The organism is Nocardia sp. AB354, from assembly GCF_049538315.1.
In the GTDB taxonomy this organism is placed as follows: Bacteria; Actinomycetota; Actinomycetes; order Mycobacteriales; family Mycobacteriaceae; genus Nocardia; species Nocardia nova.
Genome location: NZ_JBMVFU010000017.1, coordinates 91,966 through 116,212 on the forward strand (window position 1 = coordinate 91,966; position 24,247 = coordinate 116,212).

General features: G+C 67.8%; 22 protein-coding genes and 1 riboswitch. Of the genes, 9 read left to right on the forward strand and 13 right to left on the reverse strand.

What is annotated here, in order from left to right; all coding sequences use genetic code 11:
- Positions 1 to 23: 23 nt before the first annotated feature.
- From ACPCUW_RS23650 to ACPCUW_RS23665, 4 genes are all read left to right on the forward strand, one after another.
- The gene (locus tag ACPCUW_RS23650) at positions 24 to 1,379 is read left to right on the forward strand and encodes a cytochrome P450 (protein WP_064905072.1); all 1,356 of its coding nucleotides are present in this window, start codon (positions 24 to 26) and stop codon (positions 1,377 to 1,379) included.
- Positions 1,376 to 2,209: an SDR family oxidoreductase gene (locus tag ACPCUW_RS23655; RefSeq protein WP_423427157.1), complete on the forward strand. Its 834-nt coding sequence runs from the start codon at positions 1,376 to 1,378 to the stop codon at positions 2,207 to 2,209. Before ACPCUW_RS23650 ends, ACPCUW_RS23655 begins: the two co-directional genes overlap by 4 nt.
- Positions 2,210 to 2,375: 166 nt before the next feature.
- Complete coding sequence (locus ACPCUW_RS23660; protein ID WP_305779969.1) at positions 2,376 to 3,188, forward strand: RNA polymerase sigma factor SigF; 813 nt, start codon at positions 2,376 to 2,378, stop codon at positions 3,186 to 3,188.
- A gap of 39 nt (positions 3,189 to 3,227) precedes the next feature.
- Positions 3,228 to 3,551: a hypothetical protein gene (locus tag ACPCUW_RS23665; protein ID WP_063019676.1), complete on the forward strand. Its 324-nt coding sequence runs from the start codon at positions 3,228 to 3,230 to the stop codon at positions 3,549 to 3,551.
- A gap of 126 nt (positions 3,552 to 3,677) precedes the next feature.
- Here the strand turns inward: ACPCUW_RS23665 and ACPCUW_RS23670 are convergent, their stop codons facing one another.
- Together ACPCUW_RS23670 and ACPCUW_RS23675 are read right to left on the reverse strand one after the other, a co-directional pair.
- Positions 3,678 to 3,932: a hypothetical protein gene (locus ACPCUW_RS23670; RefSeq protein WP_030515620.1), complete on the reverse strand. Its 255-nt coding sequence runs from the start codon at positions 3,930 to 3,932 to the stop codon at positions 3,678 to 3,680.
- Positions 3,933 to 4,037: 105 nt separating this feature from the next.
- On the reverse strand, positions 4,038 to 4,562 hold the full coding sequence (locus tag ACPCUW_RS23675) for a DUF6328 family protein (protein WP_423427158.1): 525 nt from the start codon (positions 4,560 to 4,562) through the stop codon (positions 4,038 to 4,040).
- A 62-nt stretch (positions 4,563 to 4,624) separates the two neighbouring features.
- Between ACPCUW_RS23675 and ACPCUW_RS23680 the strand changes: the two genes are divergently transcribed.
- Together ACPCUW_RS23680 and ACPCUW_RS23685 are read left to right on the forward strand one after the other, a co-directional pair.
- Positions 4,625 to 5,680, forward strand: coding sequence for an AraC family transcriptional regulator (locus ACPCUW_RS23680; protein ID WP_423427160.1), 1,056 nt, complete (start codon positions 4,625 to 4,627; stop codon positions 5,678 to 5,680).
- An 85-nt stretch (positions 5,681 to 5,765) separates the two neighbouring features.
- Positions 5,766 to 7,466, forward strand: coding sequence for an FAD-dependent oxidoreductase (locus tag ACPCUW_RS23685; protein WP_104363758.1), 1,701 nt, complete (start codon positions 5,766 to 5,768; stop codon positions 7,464 to 7,466).
- Here the strand turns inward: ACPCUW_RS23685 and ACPCUW_RS23690 are convergent.
- The 5 genes from ACPCUW_RS23690 to ACPCUW_RS23710 form a co-directional block, all read right to left on the reverse strand.
- Entirely contained in the window at positions 7,459 to 9,276 is a 1,818-nt protein-coding gene (locus ACPCUW_RS23690) for a glycoside hydrolase family 15 protein (RefSeq protein ID WP_423427162.1), read from the reverse strand. The genes ACPCUW_RS23685 and ACPCUW_RS23690 overlap by 8 nt on opposite strands.
- A gap of 102 nt (positions 9,277 to 9,378) precedes the next feature.
- A complete protein-coding gene (locus tag ACPCUW_RS23695; RefSeq protein ID WP_423427163.1) occupies positions 9,379 to 10,908 on the reverse strand; it encodes a catalase in 1,530 nt (509 codons plus the stop codon).
- A gap of 73 nt (positions 10,909 to 10,981) precedes the next feature.
- Entirely contained in the window at positions 10,982 to 11,305 is a 324-nt protein-coding gene (locus ACPCUW_RS23700) for a hypothetical protein (RefSeq protein ID WP_227462835.1), read from the reverse strand.
- Positions 11,306 to 11,419: 114 nt separating this feature from the next.
- Positions 11,420 to 13,126 (reverse strand): NRAMP family divalent metal transporter, encoded by a 1,707-nt coding sequence (locus ACPCUW_RS23705; protein ID WP_423427207.1) that lies wholly within the window; start codon positions 13,124 to 13,126, stop codon positions 11,420 to 11,422.
- A 54-nt stretch (positions 13,127 to 13,180) separates the two neighbouring features.
- The gene (locus tag ACPCUW_RS23710) at positions 13,181 to 13,327 is read right to left on the reverse strand and encodes a hypothetical protein (RefSeq protein WP_423427165.1); all 147 of its coding nucleotides are present in this window, start codon (positions 13,325 to 13,327) and stop codon (positions 13,181 to 13,183) included.
- Positions 13,328 to 13,585: 258 nt separating this feature from the next.
- A riboswitch (M-box (ykoK) riboswitch) is annotated at positions 13,586 to 13,757 on the reverse strand.
- A gap of 282 nt (positions 13,758 to 14,039) precedes the next feature.
- On the opposite strand from ACPCUW_RS23710, the gene ACPCUW_RS23715 reads away from it, so the two are divergent.
- Positions 14,040 to 14,750, forward strand: coding sequence for an MgtC/SapB family protein (locus ACPCUW_RS23715; RefSeq protein WP_062963286.1), 711 nt, complete (start codon positions 14,040 to 14,042; stop codon positions 14,748 to 14,750).
- A gap of 41 nt (positions 14,751 to 14,791) precedes the next feature.
- Positions 14,792 to 16,030 carry a serine hydrolase gene (locus ACPCUW_RS23720; protein WP_423427167.1) on the forward strand — a complete coding sequence of 413 codons (1,239 nt, stop codon included), beginning with the start codon at positions 14,792 to 14,794 and terminating at the stop codon, positions 16,028 to 16,030.
- 44 nt (positions 16,031 to 16,074) lie between these two features.
- Here ACPCUW_RS23720 and ACPCUW_RS23725 read toward each other — a convergent pair whose 3' ends face one another.
- Positions 16,075 to 18,408: a heavy metal translocating P-type ATPase gene (locus ACPCUW_RS23725; protein WP_423427169.1), complete on the reverse strand. Its 2,334-nt coding sequence runs from the start codon at positions 18,406 to 18,408 to the stop codon at positions 16,075 to 16,077.
- A 186-nt stretch (positions 18,409 to 18,594) separates the two neighbouring features.
- On the opposite strand from ACPCUW_RS23725, the gene ACPCUW_RS23730 reads away from it, so the two are divergent.
- The gene (locus ACPCUW_RS23730; RefSeq protein ID WP_423427170.1) at positions 18,595 to 19,677 is read left to right on the forward strand and encodes a substrate-binding domain-containing protein; all 1,083 of its coding nucleotides are present in this window, start codon (positions 18,595 to 18,597) and stop codon (positions 19,675 to 19,677) included.
- On the opposite strand, the gene ACPCUW_RS23735 is transcribed toward ACPCUW_RS23730, so the two are convergent.
- The 5 genes from ACPCUW_RS23735 to ACPCUW_RS23755 all read right to left on the reverse strand — a co-directional run bounded on the left by ACPCUW_RS23735 (position 19,617) and on the right by ACPCUW_RS23755 (position 23,924).
- Complete coding sequence (locus tag ACPCUW_RS23735) at positions 19,617 to 21,059, reverse strand: hypothetical protein (RefSeq protein WP_423427172.1); 1,443 nt, start codon at positions 21,057 to 21,059, stop codon at positions 19,617 to 19,619. The two genes, ACPCUW_RS23730 and ACPCUW_RS23735, sit on opposite strands and share 61 nt — an antisense overlap.
- A gap of 316 nt (positions 21,060 to 21,375) precedes the next feature.
- Positions 21,376 to 21,531: a hypothetical protein gene (locus ACPCUW_RS23740; RefSeq protein ID WP_156055636.1), complete on the reverse strand. Its 156-nt coding sequence runs from the start codon at positions 21,529 to 21,531 to the stop codon at positions 21,376 to 21,378.
- A 210-nt stretch (positions 21,532 to 21,741) separates the two neighbouring features.
- Entirely contained in the window at positions 21,742 to 22,119 is a 378-nt protein-coding gene (locus ACPCUW_RS23745; protein WP_063023185.1) for a DUF5313 family protein, read from the reverse strand.
- A complete protein-coding gene (locus ACPCUW_RS23750) occupies positions 22,112 to 22,588 on the reverse strand; it encodes a MarR family winged helix-turn-helix transcriptional regulator (protein ID WP_030515606.1) in 477 nt (158 codons plus the stop codon). Before ACPCUW_RS23750 ends, ACPCUW_RS23745 begins: the two co-directional genes overlap by 8 nt.
- Before the next feature lie 328 nt (positions 22,589 to 22,916).
- On the reverse strand, positions 22,917 to 23,924 hold the full coding sequence (locus tag ACPCUW_RS23755; RefSeq protein ID WP_082857351.1) for an oxygenase MpaB family protein: 1,008 nt from the start codon (positions 23,922 to 23,924) through the stop codon (positions 22,917 to 22,919).
- Positions 23,925 to 24,247: the final 323 nt, after the last annotated feature.

Below are 24,247 nucleotides of genomic sequence, written 5' to 3' on the forward strand. Positions count from 1 at the left end.
TCCGGAATGCGGAAGGATTTCTCATGACGTTGGTCAAGCCGCGGCAGGTCTCCGGGGGCGAACACGAGCACGGCCACCTCGAAGAGTTCCGCACCGATCCGATCGCGCTGATGCAGCGGGTGCGCGCGGAGTGCGGCGATGTGGGTTCGTTCCGGCTGGCCGACAAGGACGTCATCCTGCTCTCCGGCGCCGAGGCGAACGAATTCTTCTTCCGCGCGGCCGACGAGGATCTCGACCAGGGCGCCGCCTACCCGTTCATGAAGCCGATCTTCGGCGACGGTGTGGTCTTCGACGCCAGCCCCGAACGCCGCAAGGAAATGCTGCACAACCAGGCCCTGCGCGGTGACTTCATGCGCGGGCACGCCGAGACCATCGCGCACGAGGTGCACCGGATCCTCGAAGGCTGGGGCGACGAGGGCGAAATCGACCTGCTCGAGTTCTTCGCCGAGCTGACGATCTACACCTCCTCGGCGTGCCTGATCGGCAAGAAGTTCCGGGAGGAACTCGACGAGCGGTTCGCACACCTGTATCACGAACTCGAGCGCGGCACCGACGCGCTGTGTTACGTCGACCCTTACGCCCCCATCGAGAGCTTCCGCCGCCGCGACGAGGCGCGGGCGAAACTGGTCGAACTGGTCCAGGAAATCATGAACGGCCGCATCGCGAACCCGCCGCAGGGCAAAGAGGATCGCGACATGCTCGATGTGCTGGTCTCGATCCGCGACGAACAGGGCGAACTGCGGTTCTCCGCCAGCGAGATCACCGGCATCTTCATCTCGATGATGTTCGCCGGCCACCACACCACCTCCGGTACCGCGGCGTGGACCACCATCGAGTTGCTGCGCAATCCCGAGGTGCTGGCCCGGGTCGTCGGGGAACTCGACGAGCTCTACGCCGACGGCCAGGACGTGAGTTTCCACGCGCTGCGCCAGATTCCGCAGCTCGAGGCCACGTTGAAGGAGACGCTGCGGCTGCATCCGCCGCTGATCATCCTGATGCGGGTGGCGCGCGGCGAATTCGAGGTGTGCGGGCACAGCATCGCGCCGGGCGATCTGGTCGCGACCACACCGGCGGTCTCCAATCGGATCGCGGAGGATTTCCCCGACCCCGACCGCTTCGATCCGGGCCGCTACGTCGATCCCAATCAGGCGGATCTGGTGAACCGCTGGACGTGGATCCCGTTCGGCGCCGGGCGGCACCGCTGCGTCGGCCAGGCGTTCGCGCTCATGCAGTTGAAGGCGATCTTCTCGATCCTGTTGCGGGACTGGGAATTCGAGATGGCGCAACCCTCCGACAGCTACCGCAACGACCATTCCAAGATGGTGGTGCAGCTACAGCAGCCGTGCACGGTCCGGTACCGGCGCCGGCGGCGCGGGTGAGCCCCCGGCTGCCGGGCACGGTGGTCGCCGTCACCGGCGGCGCGCGGGGTATCGGCTATTCGATCGCCGAGCACCTGCGCGACGCCGGTGCGCGGGTGGCACTCGGCGATATCGACGCGGCCGCCGTCGCCGCGGCCGGATCGCGGCTCGGCGCCGCGGCGGCGCTGACGCTCGACGTGACCGATCCGGCCTCGTTCGCGGGCTTTCTCGCGGCGGTCGAGACCGGGGCCGGCCCCGTCGACGTGTTGATCAACAATGCCGGCATCATGCCCGTCGGCCGCTTCACCGACGAATCCGACGCCATCACCCGCCGCATCCTCGAGGTCAACGTGCTCGGCGTCATGAACGGCACCAAAGCCGCACTGCCGCAGATGCTTTCGCGCGGTCGCGGCCATATCGTCAATATCGCGTCGCTGGCCGGGGAGAACCCCACACCCGGTATGGCGACCTATTGTGCGAGTAAACAGGCCGTGCTCGGCTTCACCGAGGCCATGCGGCTGGAATGCCGCGGCAGCGGAGTGCACTTCTCGGCGGTGTTGCCGACCTTCACCCGCACCGAACTGATCGCGGGAACCAAGGCGCCGATGGGTCTGCTGGCCGAACCCGAGGATGTCGCACGGGCGGTGACCCGGCTGATCGCGCGTCCGCGGCGCCGGGTCACCGTGACGAGGCTTGCCGGGGTGGCGATGGCGTTCAACAAGCTCACCCCGCGCGCGTTCGGCGAATTCACCGCCCGCCGCATGGGCGTGCACCGCATATTCACCGACGAGGTCGATCGCGCCGCGCGCGCGGACTACGACCGGCGGGTCGGCAACACGCCGGAGGGCTGAAAACACACATTCCGGCCGCTGCCGGATATTATCAGGAACGGCGTACGCCCTGGTCATCGCGCGGAAATCGGCGAACATTGCGGCGTGCGCCCTTCGACGTCTTTTGAGAGCCGCACCAACGGGTACCCAATCTGGGTCGGATTCAGTTGGAAGCGAGGTATCTCGAATGACACATGAACCGATCGCCCGTCGTGCCGAAACCGCCGCACGCCACGGTGCCAACAGTTATGACAACATCGAACCCTGGTTCGAGAAACTGGCCGCTCTGGATCATGCCGATCCGCATCGGGAGTCGGTCCGAGCGGAAATCATCGAACTCTGCCTGCCGCTGGCCGAGCATATCGCTCGGAAATTCTCCGGCCGCGGCGAGACGTTCGACGATCTGCACCAAGTGGCGAGGCTCGGTCTCGTCCTGGCCGTCGATCGATTCGATCCGGTACGGGGAAATTCTTTTCTCTCCTTCGCCGTGCCTACCGTGATGGGCGAGGTCCGCCGTCACTTCCGCGATTACACCTGGTCGACCCGGGTACCGCGCGCCGTCAAGGAATTGTGGCTGCGCATCGGTCCGACGACCGAACATCTGGCTCACGAACTCGGGCGCATGCCCACGGCCCGCGAGCTGTCCGAAGCTCTCGACGTCGACGGCCCGCAGGTGGTGCAGGCCATGATCGCCGGCAACGCCTATCAGCCGAACTCCATCGACGCCGTCGTCGACACCGACGACGGCGCGATCATGGACAAGCTCGGCGCCGAGGAACAGTGCTACCAACTGACCGAGGACGCGATGGCGGTACGCCCGCTCATCGATGCGTTGCCCACCCGGGAACGCAGAATTCTGATCATGCGCTTCTTCGAATCCAAGACGCAGAATCAGATCGCCGAGAAACTGCAGATCTCCCAGATGCACGTCTCCCGCATTCTGTCCCGCACGCTGAAAAGTCTTCGGCAGCAGGCGCTCTGCGAGCCACAGCCGACGTAGTGATCCATCCCACCGTCCGCACGACCGAAAGGTGTAGTCATGCCCAAGGAATGGTCTGCCAAAGAAGAACGCCAGTACGAACATGTGAAGTCCTCGGCCCGGAAACGGGGTGCGAGTAAAGATCGCGCAGAGGAAATCGGCGCACGTACGGTCAACAAGAATCGTGCGCAGGCGGGCAAAACCCGTACCGCGAGCCGCAGTTCCACCAACGATATGTCGCCGCAGCGCCGCGGTGGCCAGCGGTCCGGAAAGGGGTCACAGGGACCGACCCGCGATCAGCTGTACAACGAAGCACGCCAACGCAATATCAAGGGCCGGTCGAAGATGACCAAGAAACAGCTCGCCAGCGCGCTGGGCAGATAATCCCCGGCGCGACACATCTCCCGTTGCGAATCCGATTCTCACGCAACATCATATCGAACGAAGAAAGGGTGCCCGGTCACATAGGCCGGGCACCCTTTCGGTCGGTTCCACTACTTACATCGACCGTCAGGAGCCGCCCTTGTCCTGGAAGGCCTGTTGCCGTTTTTCCTCCACACCGGCTTCCGCACGGTGCTTCTCGGCTTCGGCTTCCTTCTGGGCGGCCTCGCGCTGCGATTCGGCGCGGCTCTGCTGAGCCTTGCCCTCCTCGCGCAGCTCGTCCTTTCCGAATACCTGACCGGCGGCCTCCTTGGCCTTACCCTTCGCGCCTTCCACGACGCCTTCGAGACCTTCGCGGCCTCCGCCCTTCTCGTGCTCCGACAAGGGATTCACCTCCAACACGTCGAAATCACTGACATCGGGCGCGATACCCGGCGACCCCGGCACGAAACGCCCGCCGACCGCTATTTCGGTCCGCTGTGGGCGCCCTCACCGCGTCTGGGCACCGCGCCGCCGCTCCCGCCACGGATGGGCGAACCAGGTCAGGAGAAACAGCACCGCGAAGCACACACCGATGACGGAGGCGGCGACCGCACCGGCCACCGTGTCGAAGATCAGCACCGCGACCCCGGTGAGCGCGATGCCGAGCAGCGCCAGCCCGACCAGCGCGAAGGTGTGGGCGGTGCGCACCACGCTGCCCAGACGATGCTGCCGGAACAGGATGCGGTGGGCGGCGACCGGCGCGATCAGGAAGACCGTCGCCGCGATCGAGGCGGTCACGACCGCCAGGTACAGCCCGCGCATCGGGGTGGACACCGTGGTGAACCTGGCCTGGAACGGCAGCGTCAGCAGGAAGCCCGTCAGCAGCTGCACGCCCGTCTGCACCACCCGCAATTCCTGAATCAAACTGGTCAGATTGCGGTCCAGCTGTTCGGTTTCCGTCTCACCACGGACCTCGCGGTCCCATTCCCGATCGCGGTCTTCCCGGCCGCCGGCGGACTGCGCCTGCTCCATCCGACAACCCTATCCCGGGCGGATCGTCCCGAGAGATCAATAGTTTCGGCCATAATGGTGCCATGCACACCGTCGAGGCGCCCGAGGTCCGCACCTGGAATTTCCCCCGCGGGATCGCCAGCGTCGCGGTGATGATCGAATTCGCCGCCGAACACGGGGTCGACAGCGCACGGCTGCTCGCCGGATCCGGTATCGCGCCGGCCACGCTCACCGACCCCGGGGCACAGATTCCGGCCGAGGCCGAACTGGCGGTGGTGCGCAATCTGGTCGCCGAACTCGGCGACATCCCCGCGCTCGGCGTCGAGGTCGGGCGGCGGTACCGGCTGAGCACCTTCGGCATCTTCGGCTTCGCCTGCGTCACCAGTCCCACGCTGCGCGAGGCGATTTCGCTGGCCATGCGGTACTACCGGCTCGGATTCGCCTTCTGCACACCGATCGTCGAGTATCGGCGCGACGATGTGATCGCCTGGATCCATCACGAGCTCATCCCGCCGGATGTGCAGACCTTCCTGGTGGAGCGCGACATCGTCGCCATGCATCGGGTGATGGCCGATCTGCTCGGCCACGACTTCTCCTTCGCCCGCATGGAATTCGGCTACGACGAACCGCCCTACGCCGACCGGCTCGAAGCCGTGCTCGGCGCGCGGCCGCGCTTCGGGCGCGCGCACACCATGTTCACCGTCGCACCGGAGATTCTCGCCCAGCCGCTACCCCAGGCGAATCAGCAGACGTGGGCGGTCTGTATCGCTCAGTGCCGGGATCTGGTGCAGCGCCGCAGCGCGCGCACGGGTATCGCGGCCGAGGTCCGGGAACGACTGCTGCCCGGCAGCGGCGCGACCGGTATCACCACGCCGCCGCCGATCGAGGCGGTGGCCCGGGAGCTCAACATGAGTGTGCGGACGCTGCGCCGCCGCCTCACCGAGGCCGGGACCAGTTACCGGGCGCTGCTCGACGAGGTGCGCCGCGCGCTCGCGCAGGAAATGCTCTCGGGGACTCCGCTGACCATCGACGACATCGCCATCCGGCTCGGTTACGCGGAGGCGACGCCGTTCATCCACGCCTTCAAGCGCTGGACCGGAACGACTCCGGCCGCCTACCGGCGTGACCGGAAGTATTGATTTTCTGGCCGTCGATCTCTGCGCCCACCCCCTGATCTGCCCATACGGTACGAGGGGACGATCGGGACCAGGAAAGGGCGCGGCGATGGGGTTCGACTACGACGTGGTAGTCATCGGGTCGGGATTCGGCGGCAGCGTGAGCGCGCTGCGCCTGACCGAGAAGGGCTACCGGGTCGGCGTCCTCGAGGCCGGCCGCCGCTTCGCCGACGACGAATTCGCGAAGAACTCCTGGCGGGCGCGGCAATTTCTGTGGGCGCCGCGGCTGGGATGTTTCGGCATCCAGCGCCTGACCCTGTTGAAGGACACCTTCATCATGAGCGGCGCCGGTGTCGGCGGCGGCTCGCTGGTGTACGCGAACACCCTCTACGAACCGCCCGCGAAATTCTTCGCCGACTCGCAGTGGGCCCATATCACCGACTGGGGCGCCGAACTGGCACCGCACTACGACCAGGCCAAGCGCATGCTGGGCGTCACCACGAATCCGGCGACCACGGCCTCGGACCGGGTGCTGCGCGAGGTGGCCGAGGAACTGGGCGTCGGCGCGTCCTTCCGGCACACTCCGGTGGGAGTCCTGTTCGGCGGCAACGGCACTCGCGCCGGACAGGAGGTGCCCGATCCTTACTTCGGCGGTGTCGGCCCGTCCCGGCGCACCTGCACCCACTGCGGCGAATGCATGACCGGATGCCGCCACAACGCCAAGAACACGCTGGTGAAGAACTACCTGTATCTCGCCGAGAAGGCCGGGGCCACCGTGCATCCGCACACCACCGTGGTCGATGTGGTGCCGCTGCCGTCGGGCGGGTACCGCGTCGACACCGTCCGCACCGGACGCTGGGTTCGCAAGGCGCGCCGCAGCTTCACCGCCGAACAGGTCATCTTCGCCGCGGCCGCGCTCGGTACGCAGCGGTTGCTGCACCGGCTGCGCGACCGCGGCTCGCTGCCGCACATCTCCGCGCGGCTCGGCTATCTGTCGCGCACGAATTCCGAAGAGCTGCTGTCGATCCGGAGCCGGCGATCCGACACCGATTTCACCAAGGGAGTGGCCATCACCTCCTCGATCCATCCCGACGCCGACACCCATATCGAACCGGTGCGCTACGGCAAGGGCAGCAACGTGCTGTCGCTGATGACGACGGTGATGTACGACGAGGACGGCCGCACCTCGCCCGCCCGGCTGTGGTTGCGCGAGAACTGGCGGCGCCGCCGCGATCTGGCGAAGGTGCACAACCCGCGCCACTGGTCGGAGCGGATGATCGGCCTGCTGGTGATGCAGTCGGTGGACAATTCGCTCACCACCTACACCGAGCGCGGCCTGTTCGGCCGCCGGATGACCACCAAACAGGGTGAGGGACAACCGAATCCGACGTCGATCCCGGCCGGGCACGAGGTCGCCCGCCGCGTGGCCGACAAGATCGACGGCATCGCGACCGCCGGCATCACCAGCCTGTTCGGCATTCCGATGACCGGACATTTCATCGGCGGCTGCGTGATCGGCGATTCCCCGGAGACCGGTGTCGTGGATGCCTATCAGCGCATGTACGGCCATCCGGGCCTGCACATCGTCGACGGCTCGGCGATTTCGGCGAATCTCGGCGTCAATCCGTCGCTGACCATCACCGCACAGGCCGAACGAGCGCTGGCGCTGTGGCCCAACAAGGGTGAGCCGGATCAGCGGCCGGCGCTGGGTTCGCCCTATCGGCGGCTGGCCCCGGTCACCCCCAAAGCGCCCGTGGTTCCCGCCGACGCCCCGGGTGCGCTGCGGCTGCCGATCGTCGACATCACCTAGTCCGCGGCTGATCCGGCCGATCCGTACTCGCCACTACCGCCTCCGACGGCAGTTCGGGCGCGAGTGGTCCCAGTCGCAGCGAGGATTCCAGCAGCATCGCGTGCACGAACGCCTGGGGCAGATTGCCGCGCAACTGCCGCTGGGTGACATCGAATTCCTCGGCGAACAGCGCCGGGGTGCCGCACGAGGAGCGGTTGCGTTCGAAGAAGCGCATCGCGGTCACCGGGCGGTCGAGCTGGGCGGCCGCCATCGCCATCGTGAAACCGCACAGCAGGAACGCGCCTTCGCTCACCTCGAGCGGGCGATCGTCGTGGCGGTAGCGGTAGACGCAGTAATCGGTGGTCAGATCCCGCTGCACCGCGAAGAAGGTGGCGGCGTAGCGCGGATCGGAGACCGGGATCGCGCCGCGGATCAACGGCAGCATCAGCGCGGCGTCCACACCGGGCTGATCGGGGGCGCGCTGCCAGCGGCCGGTCGGATGCACACCGGTGCGGGCCGCCTCGGCCACCAGCGTATCGGCAAGCGCACTGCAGTAGGCGGTATCGGCGCCGGTGTCCGGGCAGGCCGCGACCGCGCGCAATCCGGCCGCGCAGATCAACCGGGAATGAGTCCACAGCCGATCCTCGATCTCCCAGATACCGGCGTCGGGGCGGTGGTAATTGGCCGCGATCGCGGAAACCGCGATATCGACCGCGCGGCGATGATCGCCGCCGAGCCGGCCGTGGCGCGCGGCCGCGGCGAACAGCAACAGCGTCTCACCGAAGGTGTCGAGCTGGAACTGCCCGCGCACCCGGTTGCCGATCACCGGCCGGGCGCCCGGATATCCGGGGAGATCGATATCGCGCACCGCCGGCACGCTCTTCCCGTCGACGGTATAGGCCGGGGCCAGTGCGGGACCGTCGTCGAGCAGCCGGGCGGCGGTGAACCCGACCGCGTCGTCGAGCAGCGGATGCGGACCGGCGACGGCGATCGCCTGCCCGGCCAGGCATTGATCGCGGATCCAGACGTAGCGGTAGTCGTAGTTCTCGCCCTGGTCGGCGCGTTCGGGCAGGCTGGTGGTGGCGGCCGCGACCATTCCGCCGGTATCGGCGGTCATCCCGCGCAGCACCGCGAACGCGTGGGCGCTGTCGCGGGGCGCGGCGCTCGCACCGAAATCCGGGCGGTCGCGCCGCCACGCGTTTTCCGTTGCCTCCCAACAGGTATCGGGGTCGGGCAGCTCGCCGGGCAGGCCCTGGTCGGACAGTTCCAGAATCAGATCGTGACAGCGCCCGGCCGGAATCTGGAGGTGATCGGTCCACCCGCGGTCGGGTCCTCTCGGATCGAGTTCCGCCTTCGGCGCGCCGGTCCACCGCATCCGCAGCGCGCCCGCATGGGCGGTCCACACCCCGTCCTCGCAGTGCGGCCGACGGACCGATTCCGCGCCGAATCGCGCCATCGGCCGCAACACCACGTCGACCTCGGCGTCCTCCTGGACCGCCACGATCCGCCGCATCAGGATCGCGCGATGCCGGTCGCCGGGAAAGGCCAGCGCCTCCCGGCACTCGATCACCGCCGACCCGGACAGCCAGCGCGAGCGCCAGATAAGCGTGCCCTGCTCGTAGTAGCCGCCCCACACGAACCGGCTCGCGGGGGTGACGGCATACATTCCGGAACCTCCGAGCAGGGACGCGAAGACCGCGTCGCCGTCCCAGCCGGGCAGGCACATCCACGAGATGTCACCGCGCGGCCCGACCAGGGCGCCGCGCTGACCGTCGGCGATGAACGAGTACTCCCGCAGGACGTGGGGGGCGGCAGCGGAGTTCGCGATCATGGTCGGGAAATACCACGATCGCGGACGGTTAACCGCCCGCTCGCTCCCCTCGGCCCGGGCGGCTCCCGGCCGAGGGGGCTCGTGTTCGTACGGACGGTCCGGTCAGGCCTTCCGCTGCGCGGAGGACCGGGCGAGATTGCCCTGACCGGCCGCTTTCGGATCCTTCTCGTCCTGTTTCGCCCGGACGCCGGATTCCACCCGGTCGCCCAGATCCTTGTCCACATTGCGCCAGTATTCGAAGGCGCGCGCCAGGACCGGCTCGGACACACCGTTGAGGAGATGGCCGACGATGTTGTCCACCAACCGTTCTCGTGCCGCGTCGTCGAGCACCTGGCGGACCAGTGTGCCCGCCTGACCCCAATCGTCGTCGTCGCGGCGCAGCGTGTAGGCCTCGCGCACCATTTCGCCGTCGGTGTACCAGCCGGCGGTCGGACCGGCCCGGCCGGGTTCGGCGTGCGGTCCACCCTTGGAATTCGGCACGTAGACCGGGTCGCCCGGATTGTGGTGCCGCATGTGGCCGTCCTTGGTGTAGGAGTGCGACGGCGACTTCGGCGCGTTGACCGGCAATTCCTTGTAGTTCGCGCCGATCCGGTAACGGTGGGCGTCCGGATACGAGAACCACCGGCCCAACAGCATCTTGTCCGGGCTCGGTCCCGTTCCCGGCACCGCGTTGCTCGGCTCGAAGGCGGCCTGTTCGATCTCGGTGTGATAGTCGGACGGGTTGCGGTTCAACGTCATCCGGCCGACCTCGTAGAGCGGATAATCGCCGTGCGGCCACACCTTGGTCAGATCGAACGGGTTGAACCGGTAGGTTTTGGCCGCCTCGAACGGCATGATCTGCATCTTCAGCGTCCAACTCGGGTGGTCCCCGCGCTCGATCGCCTCCCACAGGTCCCGGATGTGATAGTCGGTATCCATCGAGGCCATCTGATCGCCCTCGTCCTGGGTGAAGAACTCCACACCCTGGTCGGTGATGAAGTGGTACTTGACCCAGTGCTTCTCACCCTCGGCGTTGACCCACATGTAGGTGTGGCTGGAGTACCCGTTCATGTGGCGCCAGGTGCGCGGGATACCGCGATCGCCCATCAGCCAGGTGACCTGGTGCGCCGACTCCGGAGACAGCGTCCAGAAGTCCCACTGCATATCGTGGTCGCGTAAGTTGTTGTCCGCCCGGCGTTTCTGCGATCGGATGAAGTCCTGGAACTTCATCGGATCGCGGACGAAGAAGATCGGGGTGTTGTTGCCGACCAGGTCGAAATTGCCGTCCTCGGTATAGAACTTCAACGCGAACCCACGCGGATCACGCCAGGTGTCCGGGCTGCCCCGCTCACCGGCCACCGTGGAGAACCGGGCCAGCATCTCGGTCCTCGCCCCGGGCTGGAACACCTTCGCGCAGGTGTAGGCGCTCATATCCTGCGTGACCTCGAAGACGCCGAACGCGCCGCCGCCCTTGGCGTGCGGCTGGCGCTCGGGTACGCGTTCGCGGTTGAACGCGGCCATCTTCTCGATCAGATACGCGTCGTTGAGCAGGATCGGGCCATCGGGGCCTATCGTCAGCGAGTCTTCGTCGCTGGCCACCGGAATTCCGGCGTCGTCGGTGGTGAAACCGCCGGCGCGAGTCTTCTCGACCATCTCTCTCCTCTCCCGAATCGGATCGGTGCGGCGGTCTCGCCTCCACGGCGGGCCCGCCGCGTTCACACGCTGATCAGTGCCCCTGTCGCTGGTGCGGCTCCCACTGGTCGCGCGCCTGCGTGCGCTTGCTCTCCAGCGCGATCCACGTCACGCCGCCGATGAGGCACACCGCGCACACCACGCCGGCCACGATCGCCCACCCGCCGAAGCCGTATCCGGCAGCGGTCAGCGCGAGCGCCAGCGCGACGAAGCTCAACGCACACAGGATGATGCCCGGAATGTTGTAAGTGTCCTCGATTCCCTCACCGGCATGCTTGCGCGGTGCTCGCAGCATCCGTCGCCGCTGCGCCTGCTCCTGCGATGTGCTTCCACGCGCCATCCGCGGGTCCGTCATCATGGGCACCTCCGTTTCCCGGTTGCGGCCGCACAGGGCACACTTCTCCCTGCTTGCAGGCGTACTACCCGGGTTGGGCGGTTCGAATCAGGCGAATCCCACCGGACCGGGGGCCCTTCATCCGATGGATTCGACGATCTTGACCACGACCAGCACGACGGCCACCAGCAGATATCCACGCAGGGCGAGCATGCCCGCGGTGCGCAGCGGGGTGAACGACGGACGCTCGAGGGTGTGCAGCGCCGGAGTGCGGAAGATGTCGCGGCCCCCGGCGAGTTCGGCGCGTTCGGAGCCGCGGTCCAGTTCCCGCACCTGACCGGGGTCGAGGTCGCCGAACCGGGCCGCGGTCGCCGCGGCGGAGCGGCGCCGCGTTCGCCCGTGGGCGAGCAGGGCGACCGCGCCCCCGGCCAGACCGGCGACCACGCCCGCACCCAACCCGAACTCGAGGGTCCGGGTGCTCAGGCCCGGGAAGAACGTGGCGGCGGTGAGCGCGGCCGAGAGCAGCACCAGCGCCCAGACGATGATCGCGGCGCAGATGTTCTGCCGCAGCGTATTCACCCACGGGCCGAGTACGTCGCGGTCGTTGCACAGCAGCACCAGGAATACCGTCGCCGAGGGCAGCAGCACCCCGGCCAGCGCCTGCACACCCTGCGTGATCAGGCCCAGCACGTGGTCGGGGCTGAACGAGATCGCGGCGGCGACGGCCAGCAGGGCCGCGTAACCGGCGTAGAAACCGGGTGCCTCGGACACCTTCCAATGCAGTGAATGCCGCCGCCCGAGCGTATCGCCGAGGGTGTAGGTCGTGGCCAGACCGACCGCGTTGGCGCCGATCAGCGAGGCGTCGAGCAGGACGATCGCGAACAGCGCGCCGACCACCGGGCCCGCGTGGGCGCGCAGGCCCGCCGCGACCGCACCGGCGTCGGTGAAGCCGCCGACCGGACCGGTTCCCGACAGTCCGTAGGCGGTCGCGGCCATGATCGCGATCGCGCCGGCCATCACCACCACGATTCCCAGCCACAGGTCGATACGCTCGTAGCGGATCCAGCGCGGGGTGATGCGCTTGTCGACGATGTTGGACTGCTGGAAGAACAGCTGCCACGGTGCGACGGTGGTGCCGACGATCGCCACGATGATCAGCAACAGGGTCGACGAGAGCCCGCCCGGCAGCGACGGGATCAGCCCGTGCCCGGTGCCCGACACGCTCGGATGGACCAGCAATGCCATCGGGAACAGCACGATGTTCACCGCGATGAGCGTCATCATCAGGCTCTCCCAGCGCCGGAACGACCCGCCCGCGACCACGGCGAACAGCGCGACCGCCGCCAGCGGCACCGATACCGCCTTCGGCAATCCGAAATAGCTCAGAGCCATTGCCACGCCGATGAATTCGGTGACGATGGTCAGCGCGTTGACGACGAAGAGATCGCCGACGCTGAACGCGCCCCAGAACTTCCCGAATCGCGCGAAGATGAGCCGGGCATGGCCGACCCCGGCCACCGCACCGAGCCGCACCACCATTTCCTGGTTGACGTACAGCACCGGAATCAGCAGCACGAGCGTCCAGAGCAGAGCCATGCCGTAGTTCTGACCGGCCTGGGCGTAGGTGGCCACGCCGCCGGCGTCGTTGTCGCCGACCATGACGATCAGGCCGGGCCCGATCACCGCCGCCAGCATGCGCAATCGCTGCATCCGGCTGCGGCCGGCGAGGTCGTCGTGCTGCCGGATCACGCCCAGCGCGCCGACGATATCGCCGACGTGGGCGTGATCGGCGACAGCACCGGGCGGTGTGGCCGGGGTTCGGGTGTCGTCGGAGTAGGTGGTCATCGCCGCGCTCGCTTCCTGAAACTGTGTGCTCACCAGTTGTTTTCGAGTTCCGGGCTAGTGGAGTGCGCCCGGGCGGCGTTCGAGGTGAGCGCCGAGCGCGGCGGTGTGCACGGGCGCCGAGGGACGGCAGGAACGCAGGTTGTGGCGCTCGAATTCGGTCATGCGGCGGCCGGTGAGTCGACGGAAGACAGTGCGGTACATGGGTTCTCCTCAGAGGTGAAACCCGGCTGCGGGCAGCCCGCGGCACCCCGGAACCCCGCACCGGCGACGCCGATGCGGTGGATCGGGGGTGAGTTCAGGCGGACAGGCAGCGAGCCGGGGACGATACGGTTCGCGAACTCGGATACGGACTATCTCCGGATGGCATCGCCCCTCACCTCCTCGCTGCCGGGACGCACGCGCACGTCGTTGTTCTGGTGATCGGCACCACGCGAGAGGGAGACCCGCCCGAACGACGGATACGCACCCCTCTCGTCAGAGCTTCGGCACTGTACGACGTATCCCCTTGCGGGAGAAGCCACTTCGGATCATCCCTTAATCCGGGAAGATCTGTCCTAACCCTGGGCGTCTCTCGACGTCGTCGGATCAGTGGCCTGTGTTCGTACAGGAGCCTCGCCTAGCGAGGTGCTGACTGCAAAAGAGTGAACCCGGAATTCGCGATTGTCAAATCGGCGGCCACCGGCGGGGTTGCCAGGATCCGATCGGCGGTGTTTACTTCCCTCCCGGCGCCGCCGACCGGCGCCGTTCTACGCGGGTCGTGTCCCGGAAGGAGGTGGTCGCTGTGCCCGACGACAGTCATATACGTCGTTTTGCCAAGAATTCACTCGGCGACCATTCTCGTGTCGACGCGACCGTGCCGATGTCGCGGTAGCCTGCGCGCGCGAGTTCTCGCCCTCCATCGAAGGGTTGTCTCATGTCGACTTGGGAGATGCTGCTGCGCCTGGCCACCGGTGTCGGTCTCGGTGCGGTGATCGGTTTCGAACGGCAGTACCGGGCCCGGATGGCCGGATTGCGGACCAACGCCCTGGTCTCCGCGGGCGCGGCGTTGTTCGTGCTGCTGTCCGCGCACGGCTTTCACGGCGGCGCCGCCGATCCGACCCGGGTCGCGGCCCAAATCGTTTCCGGTATCGGCTTTCTCGGCGCGGGTGTGATCATCCGCGACGGATTGAACGTGCGGGGGCTCAACACCGCCGCGACACTCTGGTGCGCGGCGGCGGTGGGCGCGCTCTCCGGCGCCGGGATGTACGGCACCGCGGCGGCGGGAACGGTCGCGGTGGTCATCGTCAATATCGCGTTGCGGGCGGCCGGGCGAGCGGTCGACCGCCAGCCGGAATCGGGTAACGAGCAGCCAGCGCACTACGCGTTCACCGCCGTCACCGACGACGCGCACGAAGCGCATGTGCGCGCGCTGCTGGTCCAGGCGTTGACGCGCACGGACTTCCGGCTCGTGTCGGTCGCCAGCGCCAACGCCGAGGATGCCGGCCGGGTGGAGGTGCGCGCGGATCTGGTCGGCGATCAGCGCGACGACCGGCAGATGGAATCGGCGGTCAGCCGGCTGAGCCTGGAACCGTCGGTGACCAGCGTCGGATGGCGCACGGTCGAACCGGTCGCGCCCGGGCTGTAGCTCTGACCTGCACCGATGCCTTCGATCACTATGCTGACGCCGTGAGCAGTGTCGCCCCGATGGTTCCCGTACCCGCCGACCCGGACACCGTGACCGCGGTGGGCCCCGAGGACGACCCCACCGTGGTGGGCCTGCGCCGCGGCGACGTCGAGGCGGTGTGGGAGTCGGTCCGCGCGTGGTACCGGATGGGAACGACTCCGGCGATCCAGATCTGCCTGCGCCGCCACGGCGCGATCGTGCTGAACCGGGCTATCGGCCACGGCTGGGGTAACGCCCCCGGCGACGGACCCGACGTCGAACGCATACCGATCACCGTCGACTCTCCGTTCTGCGGTTTCTCCACCGCCAAAGGCGTCGCCGCGACGGTGACGGCGATGCTGATCGAACAGGGCGCCTTCGCGCCGGAAGACCAGGTGTGCGACTACATTCCGGAATTCGCCGCGCACGGCAAGGGCCGCATCACCATCGCCGATGTGCTCTCCCACGCCGCCGGGGTGCCGTTCATGCCGACGGGCTACCGCGGCTTCGACGCCGTCGTCGACGAGGAGGTCGCGGTGCGGGCGCTGACCGAGTTGCGGCCGAGTTGGCCGCCCCGGCGGTTTCGCGTCTATCACGCATTGACCAGTGGATTGATCCTGCGTCTACTGGTCCAGCGCGCGACCGGCAAACGGATGCGCGACCATCTCGCCGAGCAGGTGCTGAATCCGCTCGGTTTCCGGTGGACGACCTTCGGGGTGAGCCCGGAGGACGTCGACCGGGTGGTGCCGAGTGTGCGCACCGGACCGCGACCCTCCCGGGCCTGGTCGGTGGTGGCCGGCAAGGCACTCGGCGGTGGAATGAGCGCCTCGACCTCGGCGGATTCGGTGCGCGCGTTCCTCACCGCGGAGCTTCCCTCCGGCAATCTCGTGACCACAGCCGCGGAACTCTCGCGCTTCTACGAAATCCTTTGTCGCGGTGGGGAACTCGACGGCGTGCGGATCCTGTCTCCCGACACTCTGCACAGCGCGATCGCACCCGCTCCCCGGATCCCCGGCATCGCCGGCCGGGTCAGTCGAGCCGGCTTCGAGCTGGGCGGGCGGCGGTCGAAATTCGGCGCCCACACCGAAAAGCATTTCGGCCGTAGCGGATTGACCACCCAGTACGGCTGGGCCGACCTCGACCGCGGACTGTCCGGCGCGATTCTGACCAGCGGCAAGTCGACCGTGGACACCGAGCGGCCCTGGCAGTTGTGCGCACAGATCTCGGCGGTCGTTCCCCGCTCGCCCGTCGCCCGGCCGTAGCGGCGGCATCCTCGCGGCTCCCAGCCGTCCGGCCGCTCCGGGACTCAGCCCTGCGGCTCGGGAAGCCGCAGTCGTTTGAGCGACACCGCGTTCAGCGCGACGATGATACTGGAGCCCGACATGGTCAGTGCGGCGATCTCCGGGCGGAGGGTGAATCCGAAGGCCGGTTCGAGCACGCCGGCCGCGATCGGGAGTGCGACCGCGTTGTATCCCACCGCCCACGCCAGGTTCTGATGCATCTTGCGCAGCGTGCCGCGGCCGATCCGTAAGGCGGTGGGCACATCGAGCGGGTCCGATCGCATCAGCACGACATCCGCGGTGTCGATGGCCACGTCCGTGCCGGCCCCGATGGCGATGCCGAGGTCGGCCCGTGCCAGCGCGGGCGCGTCGTTCACGCCGTCGCCCACCATCGCGACTTTCCTTCCGCCCGACTGTAATTGCGCGATGGTGTCGGCCTTGTCGCCCGGCAGCACCTCCGCGATGACGGTATCGATGCCCAATTCGGCCGCGATGCGATCGGCCGTGGCGCGATTGTCGCCGGTCAGCATCACGACTTCCACACCCAGATCGTGCATTTCGCGCACCGCCGCGGCGGCGGTCTCACGGGGTTCGTCGGCGATCCCGACCACCGCGACCGCCTTGTCGTCGACCGCCACCAGCACGGCGGTCTGCCCGCCGTCCGCGATCCGGGCCCGAGCGTCGGCCAATTCGCCGAGTTCGATCCCCTCCCGATCCAGCAGTCGCCGGTTGCCGACCACGACACGCTGCCCGTCGACCGTGGCGACGGCGCCGTGTCCCGGCACGTTCTCGAACTTCTCGGCCCGCGCCGGCGCCGCGCCGCGCTCCTGCGCGAAGCGGACGATCGCCTGTGCCAGTGGGTGTTCCGATTCCCGTTCGACCGCGGCCAGCGCCGCGAGCAGCCGGGGCGAGGGCTCCGCCGCCGCGGTCACGAATTCGGTGACGGCCGGTTCGCCCTTCGTCAGCGTGCCGGTCTTGTCCAGCACCACCACGTCGACGCGTGCCGCCGTCTCCAGGGCCAGCGCGTTCTTGAACAGCACGCCCCGGCGAGCACCCAAGCCGGTGCCGACCATGACGGCCGTCGGCGTGGCCAGGCCCAGGGCGTCGGGGCAGGTGATCACCACGACGGTGATGGCGAACAACATGGCCGTGGCGAAGGTGGCTCCGGCGAGCAACCATCCCGCCAGCGTGACCGCACCGCCGATCAGTGCGACCAGTACCAGCCAGAACGCCGCGCGGTCGGCCAGTTTCTGGCCCGGCGCCTTCGAATTCTGCGCCTGCTGAACCAGATTCACGATCTGCGCCAGCGCGGTGTCGGAACCGACCTTGTCCGCACGCACGCGCAGGGTGCCGTCGACGTTGATGCTCGCGCCGATCACCGGAGCACCCGGTTGCTTGTGCACCGGCAGACTCTCCCCGGTCACCATCGACTCGTCGACGTCGCTGTCGCCGTCTTCCACGACGCCGTCGACCGGGATCTTGGCGCCCGGCCGCACCAGCAGCAGATCACCGACGGCGACCTCGGCGGTGGGAATCTCCACCTCCTCGCCGTCACGCACCACCACCGCGCGCGGTGGCGCGAGGTCGAGCAGCGTGCGGATGGCGTCGGTGGCGCCGCCCCGGGCGCGCATCTCGAACCAGTGCCCGAGCAGCACGAAGGTGGCGAGCATGGTCGAGGCCTCGTAGAAGACCTCGCCGCCGCCGGTCAGCGTGATCGCGAGCGAATACAGCCATCCCGCCCCGATGGCGACCGCGACCAGCACCATCATGTCGAGGGTCCGCGCCCGCAGCGCCTGCCACGCACCGGTGAAGAAGATCGTCGACGAATAGCCGATCACCGGCAGACTCAGGATCAGCGCCCACACATCCTGGCGTAGCCCGAACGGCACCGGCAGGTCGATGCCGAACATGTCCGTCGCCATCGGTGACCACACCATGACCAGCACCGAGAACACCAGCGCGACCAGGAATCGGTTGCGCATGTCGGCGGCCATCGCGGCCATCGACATGTCGTGGTGGTCGTGGGTGCCGTGGTGATCGTGCCTGGGCTCCGCGGGTTCGTGCCGGTGCCCGCCGTCGGGACGAGACGGACCGGACGGCTCGGCCAGCGGATCGCAGACGTGCCGGGGAACCGATCGGCCGGAGCAGTGGATCCCGCAGTCGCGCAACCACTCCCGCATGTCGTGGACCGAGGTCCGGCCCGGGTCGAAGCTGACCGTCGCGGTCTGGGCGGCGGGATTGACCGTGGCCTCGAGCACGCCGGGGCGCCGTTGCAGGACCCGGGTGGCGACCTGCCGCCGGCTCGCCCAGTGCAGGCCGTTCAGATCCAGTACCACGGTTTCATGGCCGTTGCCGTCCATGTGCACGACTCCTCTCGACAGGCCGAGCGATTACCACGACCATATACCCACAGGGGGTATATGCCAAACGAGGCCCCTTCACCAGCCCTGGAAGGTCGCCGCTCGCCACCCACACGGGCCGTCGTTAACATGGTCGGCTCGGGGGCGACTATTCGGCGATGGATGTTTCGGGCGGCGGAGGTTCCGGTGAGGATTTCGAACTCCCGCGGCGGGCGCGACACCGTCGATATCGCGCTGGTGGTGCCCGGTAGCGGACCGGCGGGCCTGTTCGGCCCCTCCTGTGAGGCGTGCGCCGCGCTGGCGGTGGAGGACATCAACCGCGCGGGCGGAATTCTCGAGCGGCCGGTGCGATTGCACACGGTCGATTCGGGCGCACCGCTGCCACTGCTGGCCGAACGTATCGATCGCATGATTGGCACCGGCGCCGTCGACGGCGTGGTGGGCTGGCACCTGTCCAATGCCCGCCGGGTGCTGACGCCCCGCACGGCGGGGCGGGTCCCGTACGTCTACACCACGTTCTACGAGGGCGGCGAGAATTCCGACGGCGTGTACATGGTGGGCGAGACGCCCGATCATCAGCTCTTTCCCGCGCTGCGCTGGCTGCGCGCGGAGCAGGGCATCCGCCGCTGGTGCATCGTCGGCAACGATTACGTGTGGCCGCGCGAAACCGCCCGGGTCACCCGCGAGGCGGCGGCATTCGGCGACATCGACATCGTCGGCGAGGCATTCGTCCCGCTCGGCAGCCGCGCCTTCGGTCCGGCCCTCGACCTGATTCGCCACTCCTCGGCGCAGGGGGTGCTGCTGTTGCTGGTCGGCGCCGACTGCGCGGCGTTCAATCGGGCCTTCGCCCGCGCGGGTCTCGACGAGCACCGGTTACGGCTGAGCATGATGATCGGCGAGGACGTCCTGTTCGCGGCTGGCCCGGACAGCACCCGCGGATTATTCACCGCCTCAGGCTATTTCGAGAGTGTGGTCTCGCCCGAGTCGATGGATTTCGGCAGCCGCTACACGGCTCGGTACGGCACCTTCGCACCCGCGCTGAACAATATCGGCGAATCCTGTTACGAGGGCTTGCTGCTGTTCGCCTCGCTGGCGGAGGCGGCGCGCAGCCTCGACGTGCGCGCCATCGAACGCCATGCCGCCCGGGTTCGCTACGGCGGCCCGCGCGGTGAGGTGAAGGTGCGCGGCGCGCACACCACCCAGCCGGTCTACCTCGCCGATGCCGACGGCGTCGACTTCGCGGTGGTGAGCGAATTGCGTCGCGCCTGAGCCGGATTCGGCTTCTCCTCGCTGTCGGCGGCGTGCCGGCCGAAGGGATCACCCGGCCGCAGCCGCCCGATGAGCAGCGCGATGGCGGCGCACCCGATGCCGATTCCGGCCGCGACGAGTCCCGGCACCGCGGTGACCGCGGCCTCCGCACTGCGGAACCAGGTATGCGAATATTCGATCCGGCCGAGGTCGCGACCCTGCAGAGCCACCCCCGCGGACGGCACGAACAGGATGACGATGCCGACGACCGCACTGGTCGCTCGCGGGCCGATGGCACATCCCAGCGCATATCCGGCGACCACAGCCAGTGCGATACAGCTCGGCACTGTTACCGCCGCGGTCGGGACGTCCACCAGCGACGAGCTCACCGCAGCGGCGATGGACAGCGCGACGGATCCGGCGACAGCCTGCAACGGCAGGCGAATGCGCCATCCGGCGTAGAGGCCGGCGCCCGCGGCCGCGACCACCAGCACGGTCGACCAGGCCGGCCGCGGAACGGTGAGCAGGGCCGACCCCGCCGAGGCGAAGGCCACCATCACCACCACCAGCATTCCGTCGCGTCCGGGAAGCAGCAGCGCCGCCACCGCGGTCGCAAGCAGCAGAAGCGCCCCGCCCACCAGAATCGATACCAGCGCGCCGCCGCGGGCCATCCAGACGGAGGTCCCCAGCGTCGCCGAGACAATCACGACGGCCGACACCACCGGTTTCAGCGGTACCACCGCACTGTCGTCGGGTTCCGGTCGCTGTTCTTGGCGAAAGAGCAGGGCCGTGCCGAGCATCAGGACGAGTGCGACGACAATCATCCAGACCGGAGGCGCCCCGCGCATGATGCCCTCCCCCGCGACGGTGGAGGCGAAATCCGGCGCCTGGGTGAGGTCGGCGAACAGAATCGAAGCCAGCGCACCGAACAGATACCCCCCGGCAGGGGCTCGCCGATGCCACACCGCCGCGGCCAGACAGCCCAGGATCACTCCGGCGAGCATGGAGTCGACGTAGTTGAGCGTCGACAGGGTCCGGGTCTCCAGTTTCACCAGCAGGGTGTGGTTCACCAGCATCGCCGAGGTCGCACAGAAGACCGCGCACCAGGCCAGGCGGCTGCTGCCGATCGCCGCCGACACCGAGACCGCGATGACGGCGATCAGCGCGCCGGCGGTGAGGGCCAGCGGCATATTGAAGATCAGCAGGTCGACCTGCAGCGCCGATCCCGGCGACAGCCAGGATTGGCTGATCGGCATCATCATAGCCAGCCCGGCGATCGCGGCGCTGACGCATGCGGCCGAGGTTTCCACGGCCACTCGCAGCCATTGCGCGTCGGTGATTCCGGCCGACAACCGATGTACGTGCCCCCGGATATCCGGGGAACCGAAAGTCACAGCACTCATGCCGGACTCCGTCCCCAGCAGGTAACGCCTGGTCGTGACTTCCCCGCCGATTCGTTAGCCGAATGATTGCGGAACCGACATTACCGGAGCACGAAAGCCCTCTTTCGGCATCTGATGACCGTACAAGAGCGAAAATCGGCAATTCGATGATGATTTGCTAACGGTTCGGTTGCGGCGGATATAGCTTGCGTATCAATTCCCGCCGCGACCGCATGTCCGCGACCGTTCACCGCGATCGCCGCCGGTACGCACGGGCGCGCCCGTTGCCGGATCGTGTCCGTGATCCCGGACTGATCGACTACGGGCGCCGTGTGGATTACCGGGCTATATCGTCGGCGGGCGCCTCCCCGCCCTCGGGTCCGGCCGAGGAACTCGCACTGCGAAACAGCGGACGATGCGCCACCCCGCCGGCAGGCGCCGGCGTCTCGATGGGTACCGGACTGTGGCTGAACAGATTCGGCTGCTCACTCATATCGGATGTCCTTCAGACTCTCACCATCGACGGCCCGTCCGGCCAGCGAATCGGCCGCACCGCTCGCGCGCACAGCGCACTGTGCGATTACCGACAGGACTTACAGTACACCCCCGATAACCGACCGCGGGCACGACGAGCCGAGACCGGTCGTTCGCGTCGTGGCACGGAATCGGTTCGGCGGGCACACATTCCGCGACCGCGTGGGCGTCAGCCGCGGCCGTGCCGCAGTTCGTACTGCTCGCGTTCGGCCGCCGCACGCTGCCGTTCGGCGATGTCGGCCAGTTCGGGATCGAGCCCGTGCTTGAGCAGGCGGTGCCGCCGATACACGTACATCAGCGCGATGGTGAAGTAGACCAGCGGGACGTACAGCAGCGCCGCCATCGACAATCCGATCCACAGCGGGCCCGGGACCAGCAGGAACAGGCACAGTACGGGGATGATCGGCACCAGGAATCGCAGCAGGTAGCGGCGGGCGGCGCCCGGGCCGGTCAGATCGCGAAGGACCCACTGCTGCATCGAGGGCGGCAGCGTGGCGCCGCAGATATAGCGCACGCGCTGAACCGGATTCGGCTTCTGCTCACTCATGGGTAGCTCCCTGGATATCGGCGAGCGCGGCTCGCCGGGCGGCCTCGTTGACGCGAGTCAGCACCTCGCGCAGTTCCTCCAGATCGGCCAGGCTCACGCCCAGCCGCCGCACGACCGCCGGGGGGATCAACTCGGCCTGGCGGCGCAGCGCCCACCCGGCTTCGGTCAGATCGATCAGTAGTGTGCGTTCGTCGCGCGGATCACGGTGGCGGGTGATGAGGCCTGCCGACTCGAGCCGCTTGAGCAGCGGAGACAGCGTGGCGGAATCGAGTTGGATCGCCTCGGCGATGGCCTTCACCGACATCGGAGCCTCGCCCCACAGCGCCAGCATCACCAGATACTGCGGATGGGTGAGCCCCAAGGGCTCCAGCAGCGGGCGATACACCGTCAGCACCGATCGGTTCGCGACGGCCAGGGCGAAACATACCTGCCGGTCCAGCCGCAGCGGATCGTCGACGTCGGTCGTCATGCCCACCTCCTCGTGTCGAGGCCAGATTAGCGTGCTAATAGTTAGTGCACAAACTATTAGTGCGCCATCACACACTCGGCGACGCGAGCGAGACGCCTGACTCACGTGAGGTGATGTACTGTTCGCGACGATCGGCCGAGCTCGTGGTGCCCGTGGGTGTGATCGACCGGACCGTCCATCCGGGCTCGTTCCGTCGTGGTCCCCAGTTCCCGTCCGCATGGAGTGAGCCCGGATTTTCACAAGCGGAGGCGGAGAGGGCGGAGCCGAGTGGCCGGTCCGCCGCACCCGTCACGGTCGGCAATCACCGTGCCGCACCGGTGGATTCAGATCAGACGAGGACCTTCTGTTTGCGGATCCGACGCTGCACATCTCGCATCATCATCTTCGTCCCGGAGAACCGAATGAACTTGGGGATGAAGCGGTTCACAAATCCCACGAACAGGAACAGATGCTCGAATCGGCGCTGGTCGGCCGCGCTCCACTCCACGCCCATCTGTTCGCGGAAATGCGGAGGCAGGAAGCCGGCGGTCAGGAAGCGCAGCAGCCCGCCGAAGAGCAGTCGCATGTACCAGTGGATCATCCGAAGATGCAGCAGGTCACCGATATACGCTCGGAAGGCGTCGTCGACGATCACCTGACGGCAGGCCTCGACCCAGTACTCGTCGAATTCGGCGCGCGTCTTCGGCCACATGTCGGGATGCACCTGCAGCGTGGTGCCGAAGGTGTCCGCGCCCTGATAGAACGCCTCGAGCTCCTCCGGTGACATCTTGCCGTTGATCAGCTGATGGGAGTCCTCGAAGCCGATGTAGATGCAGGCCGCGACATACAGCTGCAGATTGCGGTCGAAGGCGTTGTACTTCACCTTCGAGCCGGGTTTCGACCGCACTTGCCGGTGCGCGACATTCACCGCCTCACGGAATTCCTCCTTCTCCTCGGGCGTGCCGAGAATCGCCACCGCCAGATACGAGGCCGTGGTGCGCAGTCGCTTCCACGGATGCACCATGAGCGCACCGGATTCCACGGTGCTCTCCATGACACCGGCCGCCACCGCGGGATGCGCGAATTGCATCGCGACGTTCGCCGCGGCGCCCGCGAACATCCAGAAATCCAGGGCGTCGGGCAGTTGCGCGGGGCGCTTGCGCGGTGAGCGATAGAAGTCCGGGATGTGAATGCGCGTCTGCTCCAGGGTCAGCGGCGGCGTCTGCGCGACGTCGGGCCGCACAGCTCGCTCGTCCTCCGCCCGGCCTCGCCCGACCGGCACGGATTCCTCCGGAACGTAGGAATCACTGTGCGGGTCGGTGTAATTCGGCTCCCAAGGCTGCGTTGCCGTTGTCATGCGAGTCCTCTCTCGGAACGTTTCGCCGGCGCGACCGGAGATGCGCCGGGCCCCGCGCTGCGGGGCGCGGGCGGTGCCGCCGGGATCGGCGGCACCATGCGACACGGGAGACCGAGGGGCCCGCCCGGCAGACCGGCTCGCCTCGGAGCCGACGCGACAACTACCGATGCGCGGTTACCGGCGCTCTCGCGGATTTCTCCCTCTGCCCCGGCGACACCCCCTCGTACACTCCTCAGGGTCGGCCCGGCTCGTCTATGTTACCCGTAATTCTCTCTCGATCAACGGGTCCATAACGAAATATCCCATACTTGAAGCCGCATTCC